Below are 15,087 nucleotides of genomic sequence, written 5' to 3' on the forward strand. Positions count from 1 at the left end.
GTGACCGCGGCGCGGTTGGGACCTGGCGCACGGGTGAGCACGACGACGTCGCGGGGCTCGACGGCTGCACGCGGGAGGTCGCCGACGGCCGCGTCGACCGCGGCGCGCGTGGGCTCGACCTCCCGGAGCCCGGCGACGTCGGGTGCGGTGCCGATGCCGAGCACGGTGCGTGCGCCCAGACGTTCGATCTCGGCCGGAACGGCGGGTCCGGGCAGCAGCATCGGCACGCCCAGGCGTCGCGCGGCCCGTTCGGCGAGCTCCTGGACCGCCGGGTCCGATGACGAGACGATCACCACCTCGGACCGGTCGAACAGGCGGCGACTCACCCCCAGGGCCGCGCTGGCGGGGGTCGCGACGTCGATGACGTCGACAGCCGTCGCGGGCGAGCGTGTGACCACCGGCCCGTCCTCGTCGCCCGCGGACCGTCCGCCGGTGCAGCCACCGACCACGAGAGCCACCACGACGGCGGCAGCCGTCAGCGTCGCGCCCGGGTATCGCATGCCCCGACCGTAACGACGCCGTCGCCGCAGGAGCGTGGCCGGGGCGGGTGGGCCGACGCGGGTACCCTCGGCACCGTGATCAGCGCCCTGTCGACCGCACTCGTGCAGTCCGCCACCTCCACGGGTCCCGACAGCGGCCTCGCCGGCTGGACCGTCGACCTGATGGACCGGCTCGGTCTGGTCGGCGCGGCCATCGCGGTGGGGGCGGACAACCTGTTCCCGCCGATCCCGAGCGAGATCATCCTGCCGCTGGCCGGCTTCGCCGCTGCGCAGGGGACGTTCTCCCTGGCTGGTGCGTTGTTCGCGACGACCGCGGGGTCGGTCATCGGTGCCGCGATCCTCTACTGGTTGGGTCGCGGCTACGGTCGCGACCGCACCGTGTGGGTGTTCGAGAAGGTCCCGCTGCTCAAGGTCAGCGACCTCGAGCGCACCGAGGCCTGGTTCGCCAAGCACGGGACGAAGGCGATCTTCTTCGGCCGGATGGTCCCGATCTTCCGCAGCCTGATCTCCCTGCCGGCGGGTGTCGAGAAGATGCCGTTCGCGCTGTTCCTCCTGCTCACGACGGCCGGCAGCCTGATCTGGAACAGCATCTTCGTCGTCGCCGGCTACCGGCTGGGCGAGAACTGGGAGCAGGTCGAGCCGTACGCCGACACGTTCCAGAAGGTCGTCATCCTCGGCGTGCTGCTCGTCATCGCGGTCTTCGTGGTCGTCCGGGTCCGCCAGCTGCCGCGCTTCCACCGGGAGCGCTGACCGTGGGCGACGTCGTGGCCGTCTCGCGGATCGCGTCGCTGCTGCCGTCGGCCACCGAGATCGTCTACGCCCTCGGCCTCGACGACCGGCTCGCAGCCGTCACCTTCGAGTGCGACGAGCCGGTCCGGGCGCGGCTGGACCATCGCGTGGTGGTGACCGGCGCCGACACCAGCGGCTGGACGCCCGGTGAGATCGACGCGTACGTCCGGGAACGCCGGGCGGCCGGGGTGGACCTGTACACGCTCGACGAGGGAGCCCTGGCCGACGTCGAGCCCGACCTGGTGCTCACCCAGGACCTGTGTCGGGTGTGCGCGCTGCCGACCGATCGGGTCGACGAGGCACTGGCGCACCTGGGCTGCAGCGCCGACGTGCTGACGCTGGACCCGCACACCCTCGAGGACGTGCTGGCCTCGGTGGAGCGGGTCGCCGCTGCGGCGGGGGTGCCCGGACGAGGGCGTGACGTCGTCGCCGGACTGCGTGAGCGACTCGCCGCGGTCGCCAGCGCGACGCAGGGTCGGCCACGGCCCCGGGTGGCCGTGGTCGAGTGGGTGGACCCGCTGTTCACGGGTGGTCACTGGATCCCCGACCAGGTCGCGGCAGCGGGCGGCGAGCCGGTGGGCATGCATCCGGGGACCCCGTCCGGACCGTCGGCGTGGGACGCCCTGCGGGCCGAGCGGCCCGACGTCGTCCTGGTGGCGCCGTGCGGCTACGGGCTCGACGGTGCGGCCGATCAGGCCGCGGTGGTCGTGCGGGAGCTGCCCGACGCCCAGGTGTGGGCGATCGACGGCAACGCCGTGGTGGTGCGGCCGGGTCCTCGGCTGGTCGACGGCGTCGAGGCCATCGCGTCGCTCCTGCACCCCGGTTCGATGCCTCCGTCGCACCTCGTCCGGCGTTGTTAGCCTGTCCCGGCGACGATCCGGCGTCACGCGCCTTCCCCACCGACACGAGGTTCCCATGGTCACCAGGTTCCCCCGAGCGCATCTCGTGGCCGTCGTCGCCGCGCTCCTCGCCGTCGCGGGCGTCGTCGGAGCGGCCGTCGAGACGTGGTCCGTCGTCGCGGTCGCGGTCGTGGGCCTGCTCTCGGTGCTCGTGCTGCTCACGTGGGAGACGCGCAAGGTCGCGCTCGTCGTCATGCGCCGCACCGAGAAGGCCCGCACGGTGCCTCAGCAGCTCACGGCCCTGCGCCACGACGTGGCCGGGGTCCGGTCCCTCCACGAGGAGACGGAGTCGCGCCGGGCCGCCGACTACTGGAACCTCACGGCCGTCGAGCTCGTCGAGGTCGTGCGGGACGTCGAGGCCATCCAGCAGCTGTACGCCGAGCTCCACCCACGGGCCGCGATGCCCCAGAGCGCCGGCTGGGCGCTGCGACCGGCGGACCTCCTCGTCCTCACCCAGCACCTGGCGGCCACACCCCCACGCCTCGTCGTCGAGCTCGGCAGCGGCACCTCGACGGTCTGGTTCGCCTACCTGCTCGAGTCGCTCGGGACCGGCCGCCTGGTCACGGTCGAGCACGCCGAGGAGTGGGTCGAGCGCACCCGCGGCGTCCTGGCCGACCACGGGTTCGCGGAGTCCGCGCAGGTCGAGGTGCGGCACGCTCCGCTCGGGCCCTCCGGCGTCCCCGGGCACGAGACACGCTGGTACGACCAGGCGGTCCTCGCCGACCTCCACGACATCGACATGCTCGTCGTCGACGGCCCGCCGGCCCGCACCGGACCCGGGGCGCGGTACCCGGCCGGTCCGCACCTGGTCGACCGCGTGCGGGTCGGCGGGATCGTGGTGGTCGACGACGCGGGCCGCGAGGAGGAGAAGTCGATGGTGGCCCGCTGGCTCCAGGAGCGCCCCGACCTCGAGCGGGTGCAGCTGACCGGCCCGTTCGGCAGCCACGTGGCGCTGCGCCGCACGGCCTGAGCGTCGTCGACGACGGCGTGCGTGGATCACGTCGGGGGCTAGCCTCGAACCATGACCTCCTCAGCCCTTCCTGACGTCCCCACGCAGCTCTTCATCGGTGGCTCCTGGCGCGACGCCGGTGGCGGATCGACGTTCGCGGTGGAGAACCCCGCCGACGGCTCCACGCTGGTGCAGGTGGCGGACGCGACGGTCGACGACGGCAAGGCCGCGATCGACGCCGCCGTGGCCGCGCAGGCGGGCTGGGCGAAGGTGCCGCCGCGCGACCGCGGCGAGATCCTGCGCTCCGCCTTTGAGACGGTCACGGCTCGCGCTGACGAGCTGGCCACGATCATGACCCTCGAGATGGGCAAGCCGCTCAGCGAGAGCAAGGCCGAGATCACCTACGGCGCCGAGTTCCTGCGCTGGTTCTCCGAGGAGGCGGTGCGCATCTCGGGCCGCTACTCGGTGGCCCCCAACGGCGCCACGCGGCTGCTCACGCTGAAGCAGCCGGTGGGCCCGTGCCTGATGATCACGCCCTGGAACTTCCCGCTCGCGATGGGCACGCGCAAGATCGCGCCGGCGATCGCCGCGGGCTGCACGATGGTCGTCAAGCCCGCCGGGCTCACGCCGCTCACCATGCTGTGGCTCGCGAAGGTCCTCGAGGAGTCCGGTGTCCCCGAGGGCGTGCTCAACGTCGTGACCACGAAGAGCACCGGCGAGGTGATGGAGCCGATCATCCGCGACCCGCGTCTGCGCAAGCTCACCTTCACGGGCTCCACCGAGGTCGGCCGGTCGCTGGTCGAGCAGAGCGCCGAGGGCTTGCTCCGGGTCTCGATGGAGCTCGGCGGCAACGCCCCGTTCCTGGTGTTCGGCGACGCCGACGTCGACGCTGCCGTCGAGGGCGCGATGCTCGCCAAGATGCGCAACATCGGCGAGGCGTGCACCGCCGCCAACCGGTTCATCGTCCACGCCGACGTCGCCGAGGAGTTCTCCACCAAGCTTGCCGAGAAGATGGCCGCGCTCAAGGTCGGTGACGGCCTCGAGGACGACGTCAAGGTCGGCCCCCTCGTCGAGGAGAAGCAGCGCGACAAGGTGGCCGAGCTCGTCGACGACGCCGTCGAGCAGGGTGCCACCGTGCTCACCGGTGGCCAGGTGCCCGACGGCCAGGGCTGGTTCTACCCGCCGACGGTCCTCACCGACGTCCCGCTGTCGGCGAAGGTCACCACCGAGGAGATCTTCGGCCCGGTCGCCCCGATCTTCACGTTCACCGACGAGGACGAGGCGCTGCGCCTGGCCAACGACACCGAGTACGGGCTCGTCGCGTACGCCTTCACCACCGACTACGCCCGGGCCGTCCGCGTGTACGAGGGCCTCGAGACGGGCATGGTCGGGATCAACCAGGGCATCGTCTCCAACCCCGCCGCCCCGTTCGGCGGCGTGAAGGCCTCCGGCTTCGGCCGCGAGGGCGGCGCCGAGGGCATCGAGGAGTACCTCGAGACGAAGTACGTGGGGCTCGGTGGACTCTGAGCCCGGCTCGGGGCACGTCCTTCGCCGTGAGCTGAGCTGGCGCGGGCGCACCGTGGCGTGGGACCGGTTCGGCGAGGGCCCGCCGCTCGTCCTGCTGCACGGGACCCCGTGGTCGTCGGCCCTGTGGCGTCCGATCGCGGACGCGCTGGCACGCGACTTCACGGTCCACCTGTGGGACATGCCGGGGTTCGGTTCCTCCTCGAAGCGGCCGGAGCACGCCGTCGACCTCGGCACGCAGGGTGAGCTGTTCGCCGACCTGCTCGAGGTGTGGGGTCTCGACCGGCCGCACGTCGTGGCCCACGACGTCGGTGGTGCCGTCGCCCTGCGCGCCAGGCTGCTTCACGACGCCCGGTACGCGTCGTTGTGCCTCGTCGACGTGGTCGCCCTGTCGCCGTGGGGGTCGGACTTCTTCACCCTCGTGCAGCAGCACGCAGACGTCCTCGAGCAGCTTCCGCCCGCGGTCCATCGAGGGGCGGTTGAGGCGTACGTTCGCGGCGCCGCGTCGCGATCACTGAGCGACGCCGACCTCGCCATGCTCGTCGACCCCTGGACCGGCGACCTCGGACAGCCGGCGTTCTACCGCCAGATCGCCGAGGCCGACGAGCGGCACACCGACGAGGTCGAGCCGTACTACGGCGACATCGACGAACCGGTGCACGTGGTCTGGGGGTCGGCCGACACCTGGATCCCCGTGGACCGGGCTCATCGGCTGGTGGAGCTCATGCCTCACGCCGGCCTCACCGTCCTCGACGGGTCGGGGCACCTCGTCCAGCTCGACGCACCGGAGGCGCTCGCCGTCGACCTGGCCCGTTGGCTGGCGTCGGTCAGACGCTGACGTCGGCCCGGCGCTCGTCGGGGCGGTGCGGCCCCCTGCCGGACTGGAACTGCTCGACGTAGAGCCGGGCGTACAGCCCGCCGGCGCTGAGCAGCTCGTCGTGGGTGCCCTGCTCCACGAGGACGCCGTCCTCGATGCCGAAGATGACGTCGGCGTCGTGGATGGTGGAGAGCCGGTGCGCGATGGCGATGGTGGTGCGGTTGGCGCGGGCCCGCTCGAGGGCCTGCTGCACGAGCCGCTCGGTCTCGGTGTCGAGCGCCGACGTGGCCTCGTCGAGGATGAGGATGCGGGGGTCGGCGAGGAGCACGCGGGCGATCGCGAGCCGCTGCTTCTCACCGCCCGACAGCCGGTAGCCGCGCTCGCCGGTGATCGTCTCGTAGCCCTCGGCGAAGCTGAGGATGCGGTCGTGGATGTTCGCGTCGCGGGCCGCCTGCTCGATCTCGGCGGCGGTGGCGTCGGGGCGGGCGTAGGCGAGGTTGTCGCGGATCGTGCCGTGGAACAGGTACGGCTCCTGCGTGACCATGCCGACGGAGCCGGTCACCGAGTCCAGGGTCAGGTCGCGCACGTCGTGGCCGTCGATCAGCACGGCACCGCGGGTGACGTCGTAGAACCGCGGCACCAGGTAGGTGGCGGTGGTCTTGCCCGACCCCGACGGCCCGACGATGGCCGCGAGCTGGCCGGGTCGGATCCGCAGCGACACGTCGCGAAGCGCCCAGGTGTCGTCGACGGACGGCGCCGTCGACCCGTCGGGTCGGGAGATCCGCACCGTCGACTCACCGAACCGGTCACCTCCGCGGCCACCGGTGAGGGACCTCGGCTCCGGGTAGCGGAACCAGACGTCCCGGAGCTCGACGTCGCCGCGCACCGTGGGCAGCGCCACGGCGTCGGGCTTCTCCGTCACGGCGGGCTCGAGGTCGAGGTACTCGAAGATGCGACGGAACAGCGCGAGCGAGGTCTGCACGTCGAGCGTCACGCGCATGAGCTGCAGCAGCGGCATCTGCAGGCGGGCCTGCAGCGTGGTGAAGGCGACGAGCGTGCCGGCGGTCAGCGCCTCCGACCCGCCCGGCAGGCCGCCGGTGATCATCAGCCCGGCCAGCAGGTAGATGAGCGCCGGCGTGATGGCGAAGAACGTCTGCACCGTCGCGAAGAACGTGCGGCCGGTCATCGCCTGCGCCACCTGGAGGCGCGCCTGCACCCGGTTCGCCTCGCGGTACCGCTCGGTCTCGGACTCGCCGCGCCCGAAGACCTTCGACAGCAGGATCCCCGAGACGCTCAGCGACTCCTCGGTGATCGCGGTCATCTCCGACAGCGACTCCTGCGTGCGTCGGGCCAGCTTCTGGCGGCGTCGGCCCACGCGCAGCTGGATGGCGATGAACGCCGGCATGAGGATCAGCGTGAGCACGGTGAGCTGCCACGAGAGCAGCACCATCGACACGACGGCCGCGATCACGGTGACGGTGTTCTGCAGGATCGTCGTGGCGGTGTCGGTGAGCACGGTGCGCACGCCCGCGACGTCGTTGGCCAGCCGCGACTGGATCGCGCCGGTCTTGGTGGCGGTGAAGAACGCCAGCTCCATCGTCTGCAGGTGCGCGAACAGCTGGCTACGCAGGTCGGCCATGGCCGAGTTCCCGATCGTGGCGGTCAGCCAGTTCTGGCCCACCGAGATGAGCGCGGTCACGACCGGGATGAGGCACATGAACGCGACGAGCTTCCCGAGCAGGCCGAGGTCGGCCGCGCTGCCGTCGGTCGGGAACAGGGCGTCGTCGAAGACCGCCCGGGTGAGGAACGGGATCACCGACGTGAGTGCGGCGGCGGCGACCACCGCCACGCACACGAGCACGAGCTGACCGCGGTAGGGGCGCAGGAGCGACGCGATGCGGCCGAGCACGGGTGCGTCGGCCGCAGCGATCTCCTCCTTCGTCAGGTGGGTGACCTGGGCGCCCCGCGGCATCAGGCGTCGACCCGCGACAACATCAGCTCCTCGCGGACGGAGACCAGCTCGGGCGTGCCCCACACGCCGACCTCGGTGCGCAGCATGGCCCACAGCCGCATGGCGTCGGGGTCGGGCACGAGCGCGGGGTCCGCGGAGAGCTCGAATCGGGTCGGGCCGTCGGTGGCGTTCACGGCGACGGCGGCCAGCACCTCGCCGTCGGGCGAGACGAGCTTGACCGAGAGCACTCCACCGCCGGGCAGGGCGATCTTCTCGCGGATCGCAGCGGTTCCGGTCACGGAGAGGACGTCGAGGGAGCTCATGGGTCGAGCCTAGGGCGTCAGCCCTGGGTGAACATCTCTGGCGCCGGGCGGTCCCGGCGTGGTCGGGTGGGGCATGGAACGGTGGCTGGTCCTCGGTGGCACGGCGTGGCTCGGACGCGAGATCGCCCGCGAGGCGCTCGCGCGGGGCCACGAGGTGACCTGTCTGGCGCGCGGCGAGAGTGGCGCGGTGGTCGAGGGTGCGCGGTGGGTGCGGGCCGACCGCGACGACGCCGACGCGTACGTCGACGTCGAGGGCCCGTGGGACGCGGTGGTCGACGTCGCCCGCCAGCCGGGCCACGTGCGGTCGGCGCTCGCCGCTCTCGGCGCCGACGCGCGGCGGTGGACCTTCGTCTCGACCGCCAATGTCTACGCCGACCCCGCCCTCCCGATGCACGAGGACGACCCGCTCCGTCCGCCCGCTTCCGACGACGTCGTCGACCCGGAGCTGTACGGCGAGGGCAAGGTCGCGTGCGAGCAGGCGGTGCGCGCCCACCCCGGCGCGCTCGTGCTGCGTGCCGGGCTGATCGCCGGACCGGGCGACCCGTCGGACCGCTTCGGCTACTGGTCCGCACGCCTCGGCTCCGCCGGCGAGGACGACGTGCTCGTGCCCGACCCGCCCGACGGTCGGTGCCAGGTGGTCGACGTCCGCGACGCCGCGGCCTTCGCCGTCGACGCCACGGAGCGCTCGGTCACCGGTGCGCTCAACCTGGCCGGGGAGTCGGTGCCGCTGGGCGACGCGCTCGTGCGGATCGCCGCTGCGGTGGGCCACCGGGGCAGGCTCGTGCCGATGCATCCGGCGCGGCTGGAGGAGCTCGGCGTGCAGCCGTGGTCGGGTGAACGGTCCCTGCCGCTGTGGCTCCCCGACGAGGACGGCGGCATGGTCCGCATGGACACCACCCGGGCCGAGCGGGCCGGGCTCCGTCGTCGGTCCCTCGAGGAGACCGCCGTCGACACCCTCGCCGACGAGCGGGCCCGCGGCATCGACCGGCCGCGCAGGGCCGGACTGACCCGGGCCGAGGAGCGGGAGCTGCTCGGACTCTCCTAGCGCGCGATCGCGTCCGCGAACGTCGTGGCCGGTCGACCGAGGAGGCGCGGGACGTCGTCGCTGACGGCAGCGAGCTCGCCGTCGCGGATCGCCGTGTAGGTGCTGATCCACGCGTCGAGCTGCCAGTCGGGCGCGCCGTAGTGGGCGCGGCTGGCGCGGGCCTCGTCGAGGGTCTCGTCCTCGAAGCGGTGCGGACGTCCGGTCACCTGGGTGAGTGCGGCGGCCACCTCGTCGAGCGTGAGCGCCTCGGGACCGGTCAGGTCGTAGGCGCGGCCGGCATGGCTCGCCGGGTCCTGCAGCACCTGCGCGGCCACGGCGGCGACGTCGCGCTGGGACACCGCGGCCACCCGACCTGAGCCGGCGGGTCCTCGGATCACGCCGTCGGCGTCGGCGAAGTGGGTGAACACCTCCGCGTAGAAGTTGTCGCGCAGGAACGTCCAGTCCAGGCCGGACTCGCGCAGCAGGTCCTCGGTGGCGCCGTGGTCGCGGCCTAGCGTGAAGGTGCTGTCGGCGGCCGCTCCGACGAACGACGTGTAGACCACGTGCCCGACGTGCGCGTCCTCCGCGGCCTCGATGACGGACCGGTGCTCGTCGACCCGCGCGTCGCTCTCGTGGGCCGACACGAAGAAGAGCGTGTCCACGCCGGCGAGCGCCTCGCGCAGGTTGGGGCCGTCGGAGTAGCTGCACTCCCACAGGCCGAACCCGAGCTGGGGGGCGCGGCTCGGGTCGCGCACGAGGAGCCGTACGTCGGCACCGCCGGTCGACGCCGCGTCGGCGAGGTGGCGGGCGGTGAGCCCGCCGAGGGTGCCGGTGGCCCCGGTGACGGCGATGGTGGTCATGCCCTGGTCAACGAGTGGCGAGCGTGGCCTGTTCCCGGCGTCAGTCGACGGCGACCGTCGCGAGCCGCTCGAGCGCCGACGTCAGCAGTGCGTCGAGCCGGGTGTCACGGGCGTAGGACGCGACCGCGGCGGCCGAGAACGCGGCCATCGTGCGCGCCCGCAGGACGGTGTCGTCGTCGACGCTGCCGTACTCGGCCCAGAAGGCCGCCCGGTGCTCGGGTGCCAGCGCGCTGAACACGAAGGCGAGGTCGACGCTCGGGTGCGCGACGCACAGGTCGCCCCAGTCGATGACGCCGCACGCCTGGCCGGCGTCGTCGACGAGCACGTGCCGGGCGTAGAGGTCGCCGTGGCTGGTGACCACGCGGTCGGGTGCGGGAGGCGAGTCGTCCGCGCGCTCCAGCAGGGCGTCGAGTGCGGTGTCTTCGCTCCAGACCCCGGCGGACCGCAGGTCCGTGAGCATGACCCGTGTGCGGTCGGCGCGGTCGACGGCGTCGGCCCGCCCCATGGGGTCGACCGGGAGGGTGGGGTCGAGTGGCACGTCGTGCAGGGCTCGCACGAAGCGGCCGAGTGAAGCGGCGACGGACTCGACGTCGGCGTGCGGGGTCACGGCGAGCTCGGTGCCGGGCAGCACCTCGGCGCCCCAGAACGGCCAGGGCGGCTCGCCGTAGGTGCCGTGGTGGCGGGGGATCGGGATCGGCAGCGGCAGCAGCGGTGCCAGACGCGGAAGGTGGAGCGCCTCCCGCTCCACCCCGGGCAGCGCGATCGAGCGCCGCGGGAAGCGGAACAGCCACGTGTGGTCGACGGCGACGATCGAGTTGTCCCACCCCGCCGCGACCTGGCGGACGTCGTCACCGGCGAGGCCCAGCCCGCGCACGGCAGCGGTGGCCTCGGCGACGGTGATCTCGCGCTCGGGACGCCACGGGTGGGTCATCGCGTCAGTATCCACCCGTCGAAGGTGCAGCGTCACGGATCCACCTGGCACGATCGCCCGGTGAGCATCGCCGACCTCCTCGTCCGTCCGGCCAGGGCCGCCGACGACGCCGCCCTGCTCGAGATCGACCACGGCACGTGGAGTCCCGAGGCCTCGCCCGGAACCCGACCGGACCGGGAACGGGACCCGGTGTTCTTCCGCGAGCAGCACGGCGGGCCCGAGGGCTTCCTGGTGGCCGAGCTCGACGGCGTCGTCGTCGGCTACGTCGCCCTGCATCCTGCGGGCGACCTGGCGACCCACGCCCACGTGCGGATCATCGACGGGCTGGGCGTGCTGCCGGCCTCGCGGGGCCGCGGCGTCGGCGAGGCTCTCGTGCGCGGCGCCGTCGAGCGGGCCCGCGCCGAGGGTGCGGCCAAGGTGACGCTGCGCGTCCTGGGCACCAACCCGACCGCCCGCCGCCTCTACGAGCGGTGCGGGTTCGGCGTCGAGGGCGTGCTGGTCGGCGAGTTCGTCATCGACGGCTCACCGGTCGACGACGTGTGGATGGCGCTCCACCTCGATCGGTGAGGCGTGCGGCCCGGTCTCAGATCGTCTGGGCGACGACGTCGAGCTCGAGCGGGACGGCGCGGGCGCTCGAGCCGGCGCTGATCCACAGGCCCACGGTGCGGGCGACGTCGGGCTCGCTCGGCATCCACTCGGCGATCCACGCGGCGACGGCGCGGTCGGCGGCGCCGGGCCACACCCGGTGCACGGTCACGCGCGCCGGGGTGTCGAGCTCGGGCAGTGCGACATCGGGCTCGATCTCCACGACCACCTGGCCGTAGACGTCGGACGGGAGCATCGCGAGCACCGACTGCAGGACCACCAGGTCGTCGGCGCAGCCGGCCAGCAGCACGTGCTGCAGCGGGGTGCGACGGCGGTGGGACCTCATGAGGTGAGTATAGGCTTACCTGCCTCGTGTGAGGCAAGGGTGGCCTATGTCACCTTCTGACTTCGGCCCAGGGTTGGTGGGGCCGGGCCGGGGGCGCGTCGTTCCGGCTGGTGCTGGGTCCGGGGCTGCGTCGATCCGGCTGGTGCCGGGCTCGGCCTCCGAAAGGGCCTCGACCGGATGACTCCATGCGGTCTCCTCGAGCCTGCGGGCTGCCGTCGGGCCGCCCCCTCCCTTCATCGGTGGATCCTCAACCGCAGGGCGCCGCGTGAGGTTGCAGATCCACCGACGGGTCGGCCTGGACCCACCCATCGGTGGATCCTCAACCGCAGGGTCGGTCCTGATGTTGAGGATCCACCGATGGGGGCGGAGGACGGGAAGCTCGACCGCACTGTGCGCCCCTGCTCCGTCGAGGCCCTTTCGGAGACCGACCCCAGTACCGGGCGAGGCGGCGCAGCGCCGACCCGCATCAGGCCGCAGCCGGCTGTGCCGAGGCAGGGGAAGCAGCTGCTGCTCGACCGCAACGCAGCGAGCCCGACCCGCAGCAGCGGATCGGGCTCGACGAGCGGGCGAGGCTCAGGCGGCGATGTGCGCCTGGAGCAGCCAGCGGTCCTTGGTGAGGCCGCGCTCGATCTCGATGGCGACGTCCTGGCTCGACAGGTCGATGTCGTCGAGGCCGGCCACGGCGGCGCGCACGGTCACGAGGGCCGCGTCGATCTGCGCGACGGTCTGCGCGACGGTGGTCTGCCAGGGCTGGAAGCCGTCGGACAGCGCCGGCAGCGTCGACTTGGCGGCGACGGTGGCCAGACGCGAGTCGAGCGGGAGGCCGAGGGCGACGATGCGCTCGGCGGCCGTGTCGGCGAAGTCCTGCGCGTGGGCGACGAGGTCGTCGAGCAGTGCGTGGACGCCGGCGAAGCTGCCGCCGCGCACGTGCCAGTGGGCCTGCTTGCCATCGACGACGAGGGCCTCGAGGTCGTGGACGACGGGGGTGAGGAACTGGGCGACGCCGGCCGCGATCTCCGACGTGGTCGCGAGGGCCGAGGGGGCGTCGGTGTGGGTGGTCGAGGTCATGGGGTGCACGTCCTTCTCAGTCAGGTTCTTCCTTCTACAACCACCACCCTCGCGGGAAATTCCATCGTGCGCAACGAAGATCAGGCTCCCCTCACGGAGCCCAGGCTCACCTGTCCTGGCCGCGGAAACGGCGCAGGCGGAGGCTGTTCGTGACCACGAGGACGCTGCTGGCGGCCATCGCCAGGCCGGCGATCATCGGGTTGAGCAGGCCGGAGACGGCGAGCGGGATCGCGGCCACGTTGTAGGCGAACGCCCAGAACAGGTTCGTCTTGATCGTCCGCAGGGTCGCGCGGGCCAGCCGGACCGCGTCGACCGCGGAACCGAGGTCGCCGGAGACGAGTGTCAGGTCGGACGCGGCGATGGCCACGTCGGTGCCGGTGCCCATCGCGATGCCGAGGTCGGCGGCGGCGAGCGCGGCGGCGTCGTTCACGCCGTCGCCGACCATGGCCACCACACGGCCCTCGGCCTGCAGCCGTTGCACGGCGCGCAGCTTGTCGTCAGGCGTCACCTCGGCCTCGACCCGCTCGATGCCCACCTCCTGCGCCACCGCGTCGGCGACCACCCGTGCGTCACCGGTGAGGAGGACGGGCTCCAGTCCCAGCTCGCGCAGGTCGGCCACGGCCTGGCGCGACGTGGGCTTGACCGTGTCGGCCACCGTCACGGTGCCGACCAGCGCGCCATCGGCCTCCACGGCGATGGTGGTGCCCACGTGCGCCGACGGCGCGACGTCGTGGCCGAGCCACCCCGGACGACCGGCCCGGACCATCACACCGTCCACGACACCGCTCACGCCCATGCCGGGGTGGTTGGCGAAGTCGGTGACCGGAAGCGGCTGGTCGACGAGCGCGGCGACGGCGCGCGCCACCGGGTGCTCCGACGCGTGCTCGACGCCGGCGGCGAGCGCCCGGAGTCGTCCGATCTCGACGCCCGGTGCCGGGGTAACGTCGACGACCCGCATCTCACCCGTCGTGACGGTGCCGGTCTTGTCGAGCACCACGGTGTCGATGCGTCGGGTCGACTCGAGCACCTGCGGGCCCTTGATGAGGATCCCCAGCTGCGCGCCGCGACCGGTGCCCACCATGAGGGCGGTCGGCGTGGCCAGCCCGAGGGCGCAGGGGCAGGCGATGATGAGCACGGCCACCGACGCGACGAACGCCTGCGTGAGGGTCCCGCCGACCACGAGCCACCCGGCGAAGGTCAGCAGCGCCAGGCCGATGACGCCGGGGACGAACCAGGCGGACACGCGGTCGGCGAGGCGCTGCACCTCGGCCTTGCCCTCCTGCGCCTCCTCGACGAGCCGGGCCATCTGCGCCAAGCGGGTGTCGGAGCCGACGGCGGTGGCGCGCACGACGAGCCGGCCCCCGACGTTCACGGTCGCGCCGGTGACGGCGTCGCTCTCCCCGACCTCGACGGGCACGGACTCGCCCGTGAGCATCGACTCGTCGACCGCCGACGCACCGTCGACGACCTCGCCGTCGGTGGCGATCGTCTCGCCGGGCCGCACCACGAACACGTCGCCGACCGCGACGTCGTCGACGGGGACCTGCTCCTCGCGGCCGTCCCGCAGGAGCGTGACGGTCTTCGCACCGAGGTCCATGAGGGCCCGCAGCGCAGCGCTGGACTGCTTCTTGGCGTTGGCCTCGAGGTAGTGCCCGGCGAGCACGAAGGTGGTGACCACGCCGGCGACCTCGAGGTAGATCTCGTGGGACCCGCCTCCGGTGAACGACCACTCCATCCGCATGCCGAGCATCCCGGCACCGCCGAAGAACAGCGCCCACAGCGACCACAGGTAGGCCGCGCCGACGCCGACGGACACGAGGGTGTCCATGGTCGCGGCGCCGTGTCGGGCGTTCGTCGCCGTGGCGCGGTGGAACGGCCAGGCGCCCCACGTGACGACGGGCGTGGCGAGCGCCAGGGCCACCCACTGCCACCCGGTGAACTGCGTGGCCGGGACCATCGACAGCACGAGGACGGGCAGGCTCAGGACGGCCGACACGACGGCCCGCCGCCGCATCGACGCCGCCCCGTGGAGGCCCTCGTGCCCGGCGTGGTCGCCGTGTCCGCGGTGGGCATCCGGCAGCGTGGCCTCGTAGCCGGTGGCCGCGACCGCGTCGAGCAGCACCTGGTGGTCGGTGCCCTCCGGCACGTGCACGGTGGCCTTCTCGGTGGCGTAGTTGACGCTCGCCTCGACGCCGTCGAGCTGGTTGAGACGCTTCTCGACGCGCATCGCGCACGACGTGCAGCTCATGCCGTGCACGTCGAGGCGGACGGTCTCGGTCTCCTGGGTGGTCACGACGCCGGTCCTTCCAGGGTGTAGCCCGCCTCGGCCACGGCCGACGCGACGGCGTCGCGCGACGGCTCGGCGGGGCTGGTGACCGTGACCTGCGACGTGCCGTGAGGCACGAGCGCGACGGCGACGTCGGTGACGCCCTCGACGGACGAGAGCTCCTGCGTGACCGCGGCGACGCAGTGCTCGCAGGTCATGCCGGTGACGGCGTAGGTGGTGGTCATGTTCTCCTCC

The 15,087-nt window shown here is 73.0% G+C and carries 16 protein-coding genes; 7 read left to right on the plus strand and 9 right to left on the minus strand.

Features of this window, described 5'->3' with window-relative positions; genetic code table 11:
• Positions 1–500 (minus strand): hypothetical protein (locus NUV38_RS05165; protein WP_257728093.1); only part of this gene is annotated, 500 nt, incomplete at its 3' end.
• A gap of 75 nt (positions 501–575) precedes the next feature.
• On the opposite strand from NUV38_RS05165, the gene NUV38_RS05170 reads away from it, so the two are divergent.
• The 5 genes from NUV38_RS05170 to NUV38_RS05190 are packed head-to-tail and all read left to right on the plus strand — an operon-like array spanning position 576 to position 5,499.
• Positions 576–1,250 carry a DedA family protein gene (locus NUV38_RS05170; protein ID WP_257728094.1) on the plus strand — a complete coding sequence of 225 codons (675 nt, stop codon included), beginning with the start codon at positions 576–578 and terminating at the stop codon, positions 1,248–1,250.
• Between the two features lie 2 nt (positions 1,251–1,252).
• Entirely contained in the window at positions 1,253–2,149 is an 897-nt protein-coding gene (locus NUV38_RS05175) for an ABC transporter substrate-binding protein (protein ID WP_257728095.1), read from the plus strand.
• Between the two features lie 55 nt (positions 2,150–2,204).
• A complete protein-coding gene (locus NUV38_RS05180) occupies positions 2,205–3,158 on the plus strand; it encodes a class I SAM-dependent methyltransferase (protein WP_257728096.1) in 954 nt (317 codons plus the stop codon).
• Positions 3,159–3,209: 51 nt separating this feature from the next.
• On the plus strand, positions 3,210–4,664 hold the full coding sequence (locus NUV38_RS05185) for an NAD-dependent succinate-semialdehyde dehydrogenase (RefSeq protein WP_257728097.1): 1,455 nt from the start codon (positions 3,210–3,212) through the stop codon (positions 4,662–4,664).
• The gene (locus NUV38_RS05190; RefSeq protein ID WP_257728098.1) at positions 4,654–5,499 is read left to right on the plus strand and encodes an alpha/beta fold hydrolase; all 846 of its coding nucleotides are present in this window, start codon (positions 4,654–4,656) and stop codon (positions 5,497–5,499) included. Before NUV38_RS05185 ends, NUV38_RS05190 begins: the two co-directional genes overlap by 11 nt.
• On the opposite strand, the gene NUV38_RS05195 is transcribed toward NUV38_RS05190, so the two are convergent.
• A complete protein-coding gene (locus NUV38_RS05195; RefSeq protein ID WP_257728099.1) occupies positions 5,489–7,450 on the minus strand; it encodes an ABC transporter ATP-binding protein in 1,962 nt (653 codons plus the stop codon). The two genes, NUV38_RS05190 and NUV38_RS05195, sit on opposite strands and share 11 nt — an antisense overlap.
• Positions 7,450–7,752, minus strand: a complete 303-nt coding sequence (locus tag NUV38_RS05200; protein WP_257728100.1) for a YbaY family lipoprotein — start codon at positions 7,750–7,752, stop codon at positions 7,450–7,452. Before NUV38_RS05200 ends, NUV38_RS05195 begins: the two co-directional genes overlap by 1 nt.
• Positions 7,753–7,825: 73 nt before the next feature.
• On the opposite strand from NUV38_RS05200, the gene NUV38_RS05205 reads away from it, so the two are divergent.
• A complete protein-coding gene (locus tag NUV38_RS05205) occupies positions 7,826–8,797 on the plus strand; it encodes an NAD-dependent epimerase/dehydratase family protein (RefSeq protein WP_257728101.1) in 972 nt (323 codons plus the stop codon).
• Here the strand turns inward: NUV38_RS05205 and NUV38_RS05210 are convergent.
• Positions 8,794–9,636 carry an SDR family oxidoreductase gene (locus NUV38_RS05210; RefSeq protein ID WP_257728102.1) on the minus strand — a complete coding sequence of 281 codons (843 nt, stop codon included), beginning with the start codon at positions 9,634–9,636 and terminating at the stop codon, positions 8,794–8,796. The genes NUV38_RS05205 and NUV38_RS05210 overlap by 4 nt on opposite strands.
• Before the next feature lie 40 nt (positions 9,637–9,676).
• Positions 9,677–10,567 carry a phosphotransferase gene (locus tag NUV38_RS05215; RefSeq protein ID WP_257728103.1) on the minus strand — a complete coding sequence of 297 codons (891 nt, stop codon included), beginning with the start codon at positions 10,565–10,567 and terminating at the stop codon, positions 9,677–9,679.
• Between the two features lie 60 nt (positions 10,568–10,627).
• Between NUV38_RS05215 and NUV38_RS05220 the strand changes: the two genes are divergently transcribed.
• Positions 10,628–11,134, plus strand: coding sequence for a GNAT family N-acetyltransferase (locus NUV38_RS05220; protein ID WP_257728104.1), 507 nt, complete (start codon positions 10,628–10,630; stop codon positions 11,132–11,134).
• A 16-nt stretch (positions 11,135–11,150) separates the two neighbouring features.
• On the opposite strand, the gene NUV38_RS05225 is transcribed toward NUV38_RS05220, so the two are convergent.
• The 4 genes from NUV38_RS05225 to NUV38_RS05240 all read right to left on the minus strand — a co-directional run bounded on the left by NUV38_RS05225 (position 11,151) and on the right by NUV38_RS05240 (position 15,077).
• Positions 11,151–11,498, minus strand: a complete 348-nt coding sequence (locus tag NUV38_RS05225; protein WP_257728105.1) for a hypothetical protein — start codon at positions 11,496–11,498, stop codon at positions 11,151–11,153.
• A 573-nt stretch (positions 11,499–12,071) separates the two neighbouring features.
• A complete protein-coding gene (locus tag NUV38_RS05230) occupies positions 12,072–12,566 on the minus strand; it encodes a Dps family protein (RefSeq protein WP_055962296.1) in 495 nt (164 codons plus the stop codon).
• Between the two features lie 106 nt (positions 12,567–12,672).
• Positions 12,673–14,859 carry a cation-translocating P-type ATPase gene (locus NUV38_RS05235; protein WP_257728106.1) on the minus strand — a complete coding sequence of 729 codons (2,187 nt, stop codon included), beginning with the start codon at positions 14,857–14,859 and terminating at the stop codon, positions 12,673–12,675.
• On the minus strand, positions 14,856–15,077 hold the full coding sequence (locus tag NUV38_RS05240) for a heavy-metal-associated domain-containing protein (RefSeq protein ID WP_257728107.1): 222 nt from the start codon (positions 15,075–15,077) through the stop codon (positions 14,856–14,858). Before NUV38_RS05240 ends, NUV38_RS05235 begins: the two co-directional genes overlap by 4 nt.
• Positions 15,078–15,087 lie beyond the last annotated feature (10 nt).

This window comes from Aeromicrobium sp. 50.2.37, from assembly GCF_024655735.1.
In the GTDB taxonomy this organism is placed as follows: Bacteria; Actinomycetota; Actinomycetes; order Propionibacteriales; family Nocardioidaceae; genus Aeromicrobium.

What these genes read in the sequence shown, in the direction of transcription:
- NUV38_RS05215 (WP_257728103.1), bottom strand. Translation starts at nt 10,567, where the DNA reads ATGACCCACCCGTGGCGTCCCGAGCGCGAGATCACCGTCGCCGAGGCC.
- NUV38_RS05200 (WP_257728100.1), bottom strand. Translation starts at nt 7,752, where the DNA reads ATGAGCTCCCTCGACGTCCTCTCCGTGACCGGAACCGCTGCGATCCGC.
- NUV38_RS05225 (WP_257728105.1), bottom strand. Translation starts at nt 11,498, where the DNA reads ATGAGGTCCCACCGCCGTCGCACCCCGCTGCAGCACGTGCTGCTGGCC.
- NUV38_RS05230 (WP_055962296.1), bottom strand. Translation starts at nt 12,566, where the DNA reads ATGACCTCGACCACCCACACCGACGCCCCCTCGGCCCTCGCGACCACG.
- NUV38_RS05180 (WP_257728096.1), top strand. Translation starts at nt 2,205, where the DNA reads ATGGTCACCAGGTTCCCCCGAGCGCATCTCGTGGCCGTCGTCGCCGCG.
- NUV38_RS05185 (WP_257728097.1), top strand. Translation starts at nt 3,210, where the DNA reads ATGACCTCCTCAGCCCTTCCTGACGTCCCCACGCAGCTCTTCATCGGT.
- NUV38_RS05205 (WP_257728101.1), top strand. Translation starts at nt 7,826, where the DNA reads ATGGAACGGTGGCTGGTCCTCGGTGGCACGGCGTGGCTCGGACGCGAG.
- NUV38_RS05240 (WP_257728107.1), bottom strand. Translation starts at nt 15,077, where the DNA reads ATGACCACCACCTACGCCGTCACCGGCATGACCTGCGAGCACTGCGTC.
- NUV38_RS05195 (WP_257728099.1), bottom strand. Translation starts at nt 7,450, where the DNA reads ATGCCGCGGGGCGCCCAGGTCACCCACCTGACGAAGGAGGAGATCGCT.
- NUV38_RS05210 (WP_257728102.1), bottom strand. Translation starts at nt 9,636, where the DNA reads ATGACCACCATCGCCGTCACCGGGGCCACCGGCACCCTCGGCGGGCTC.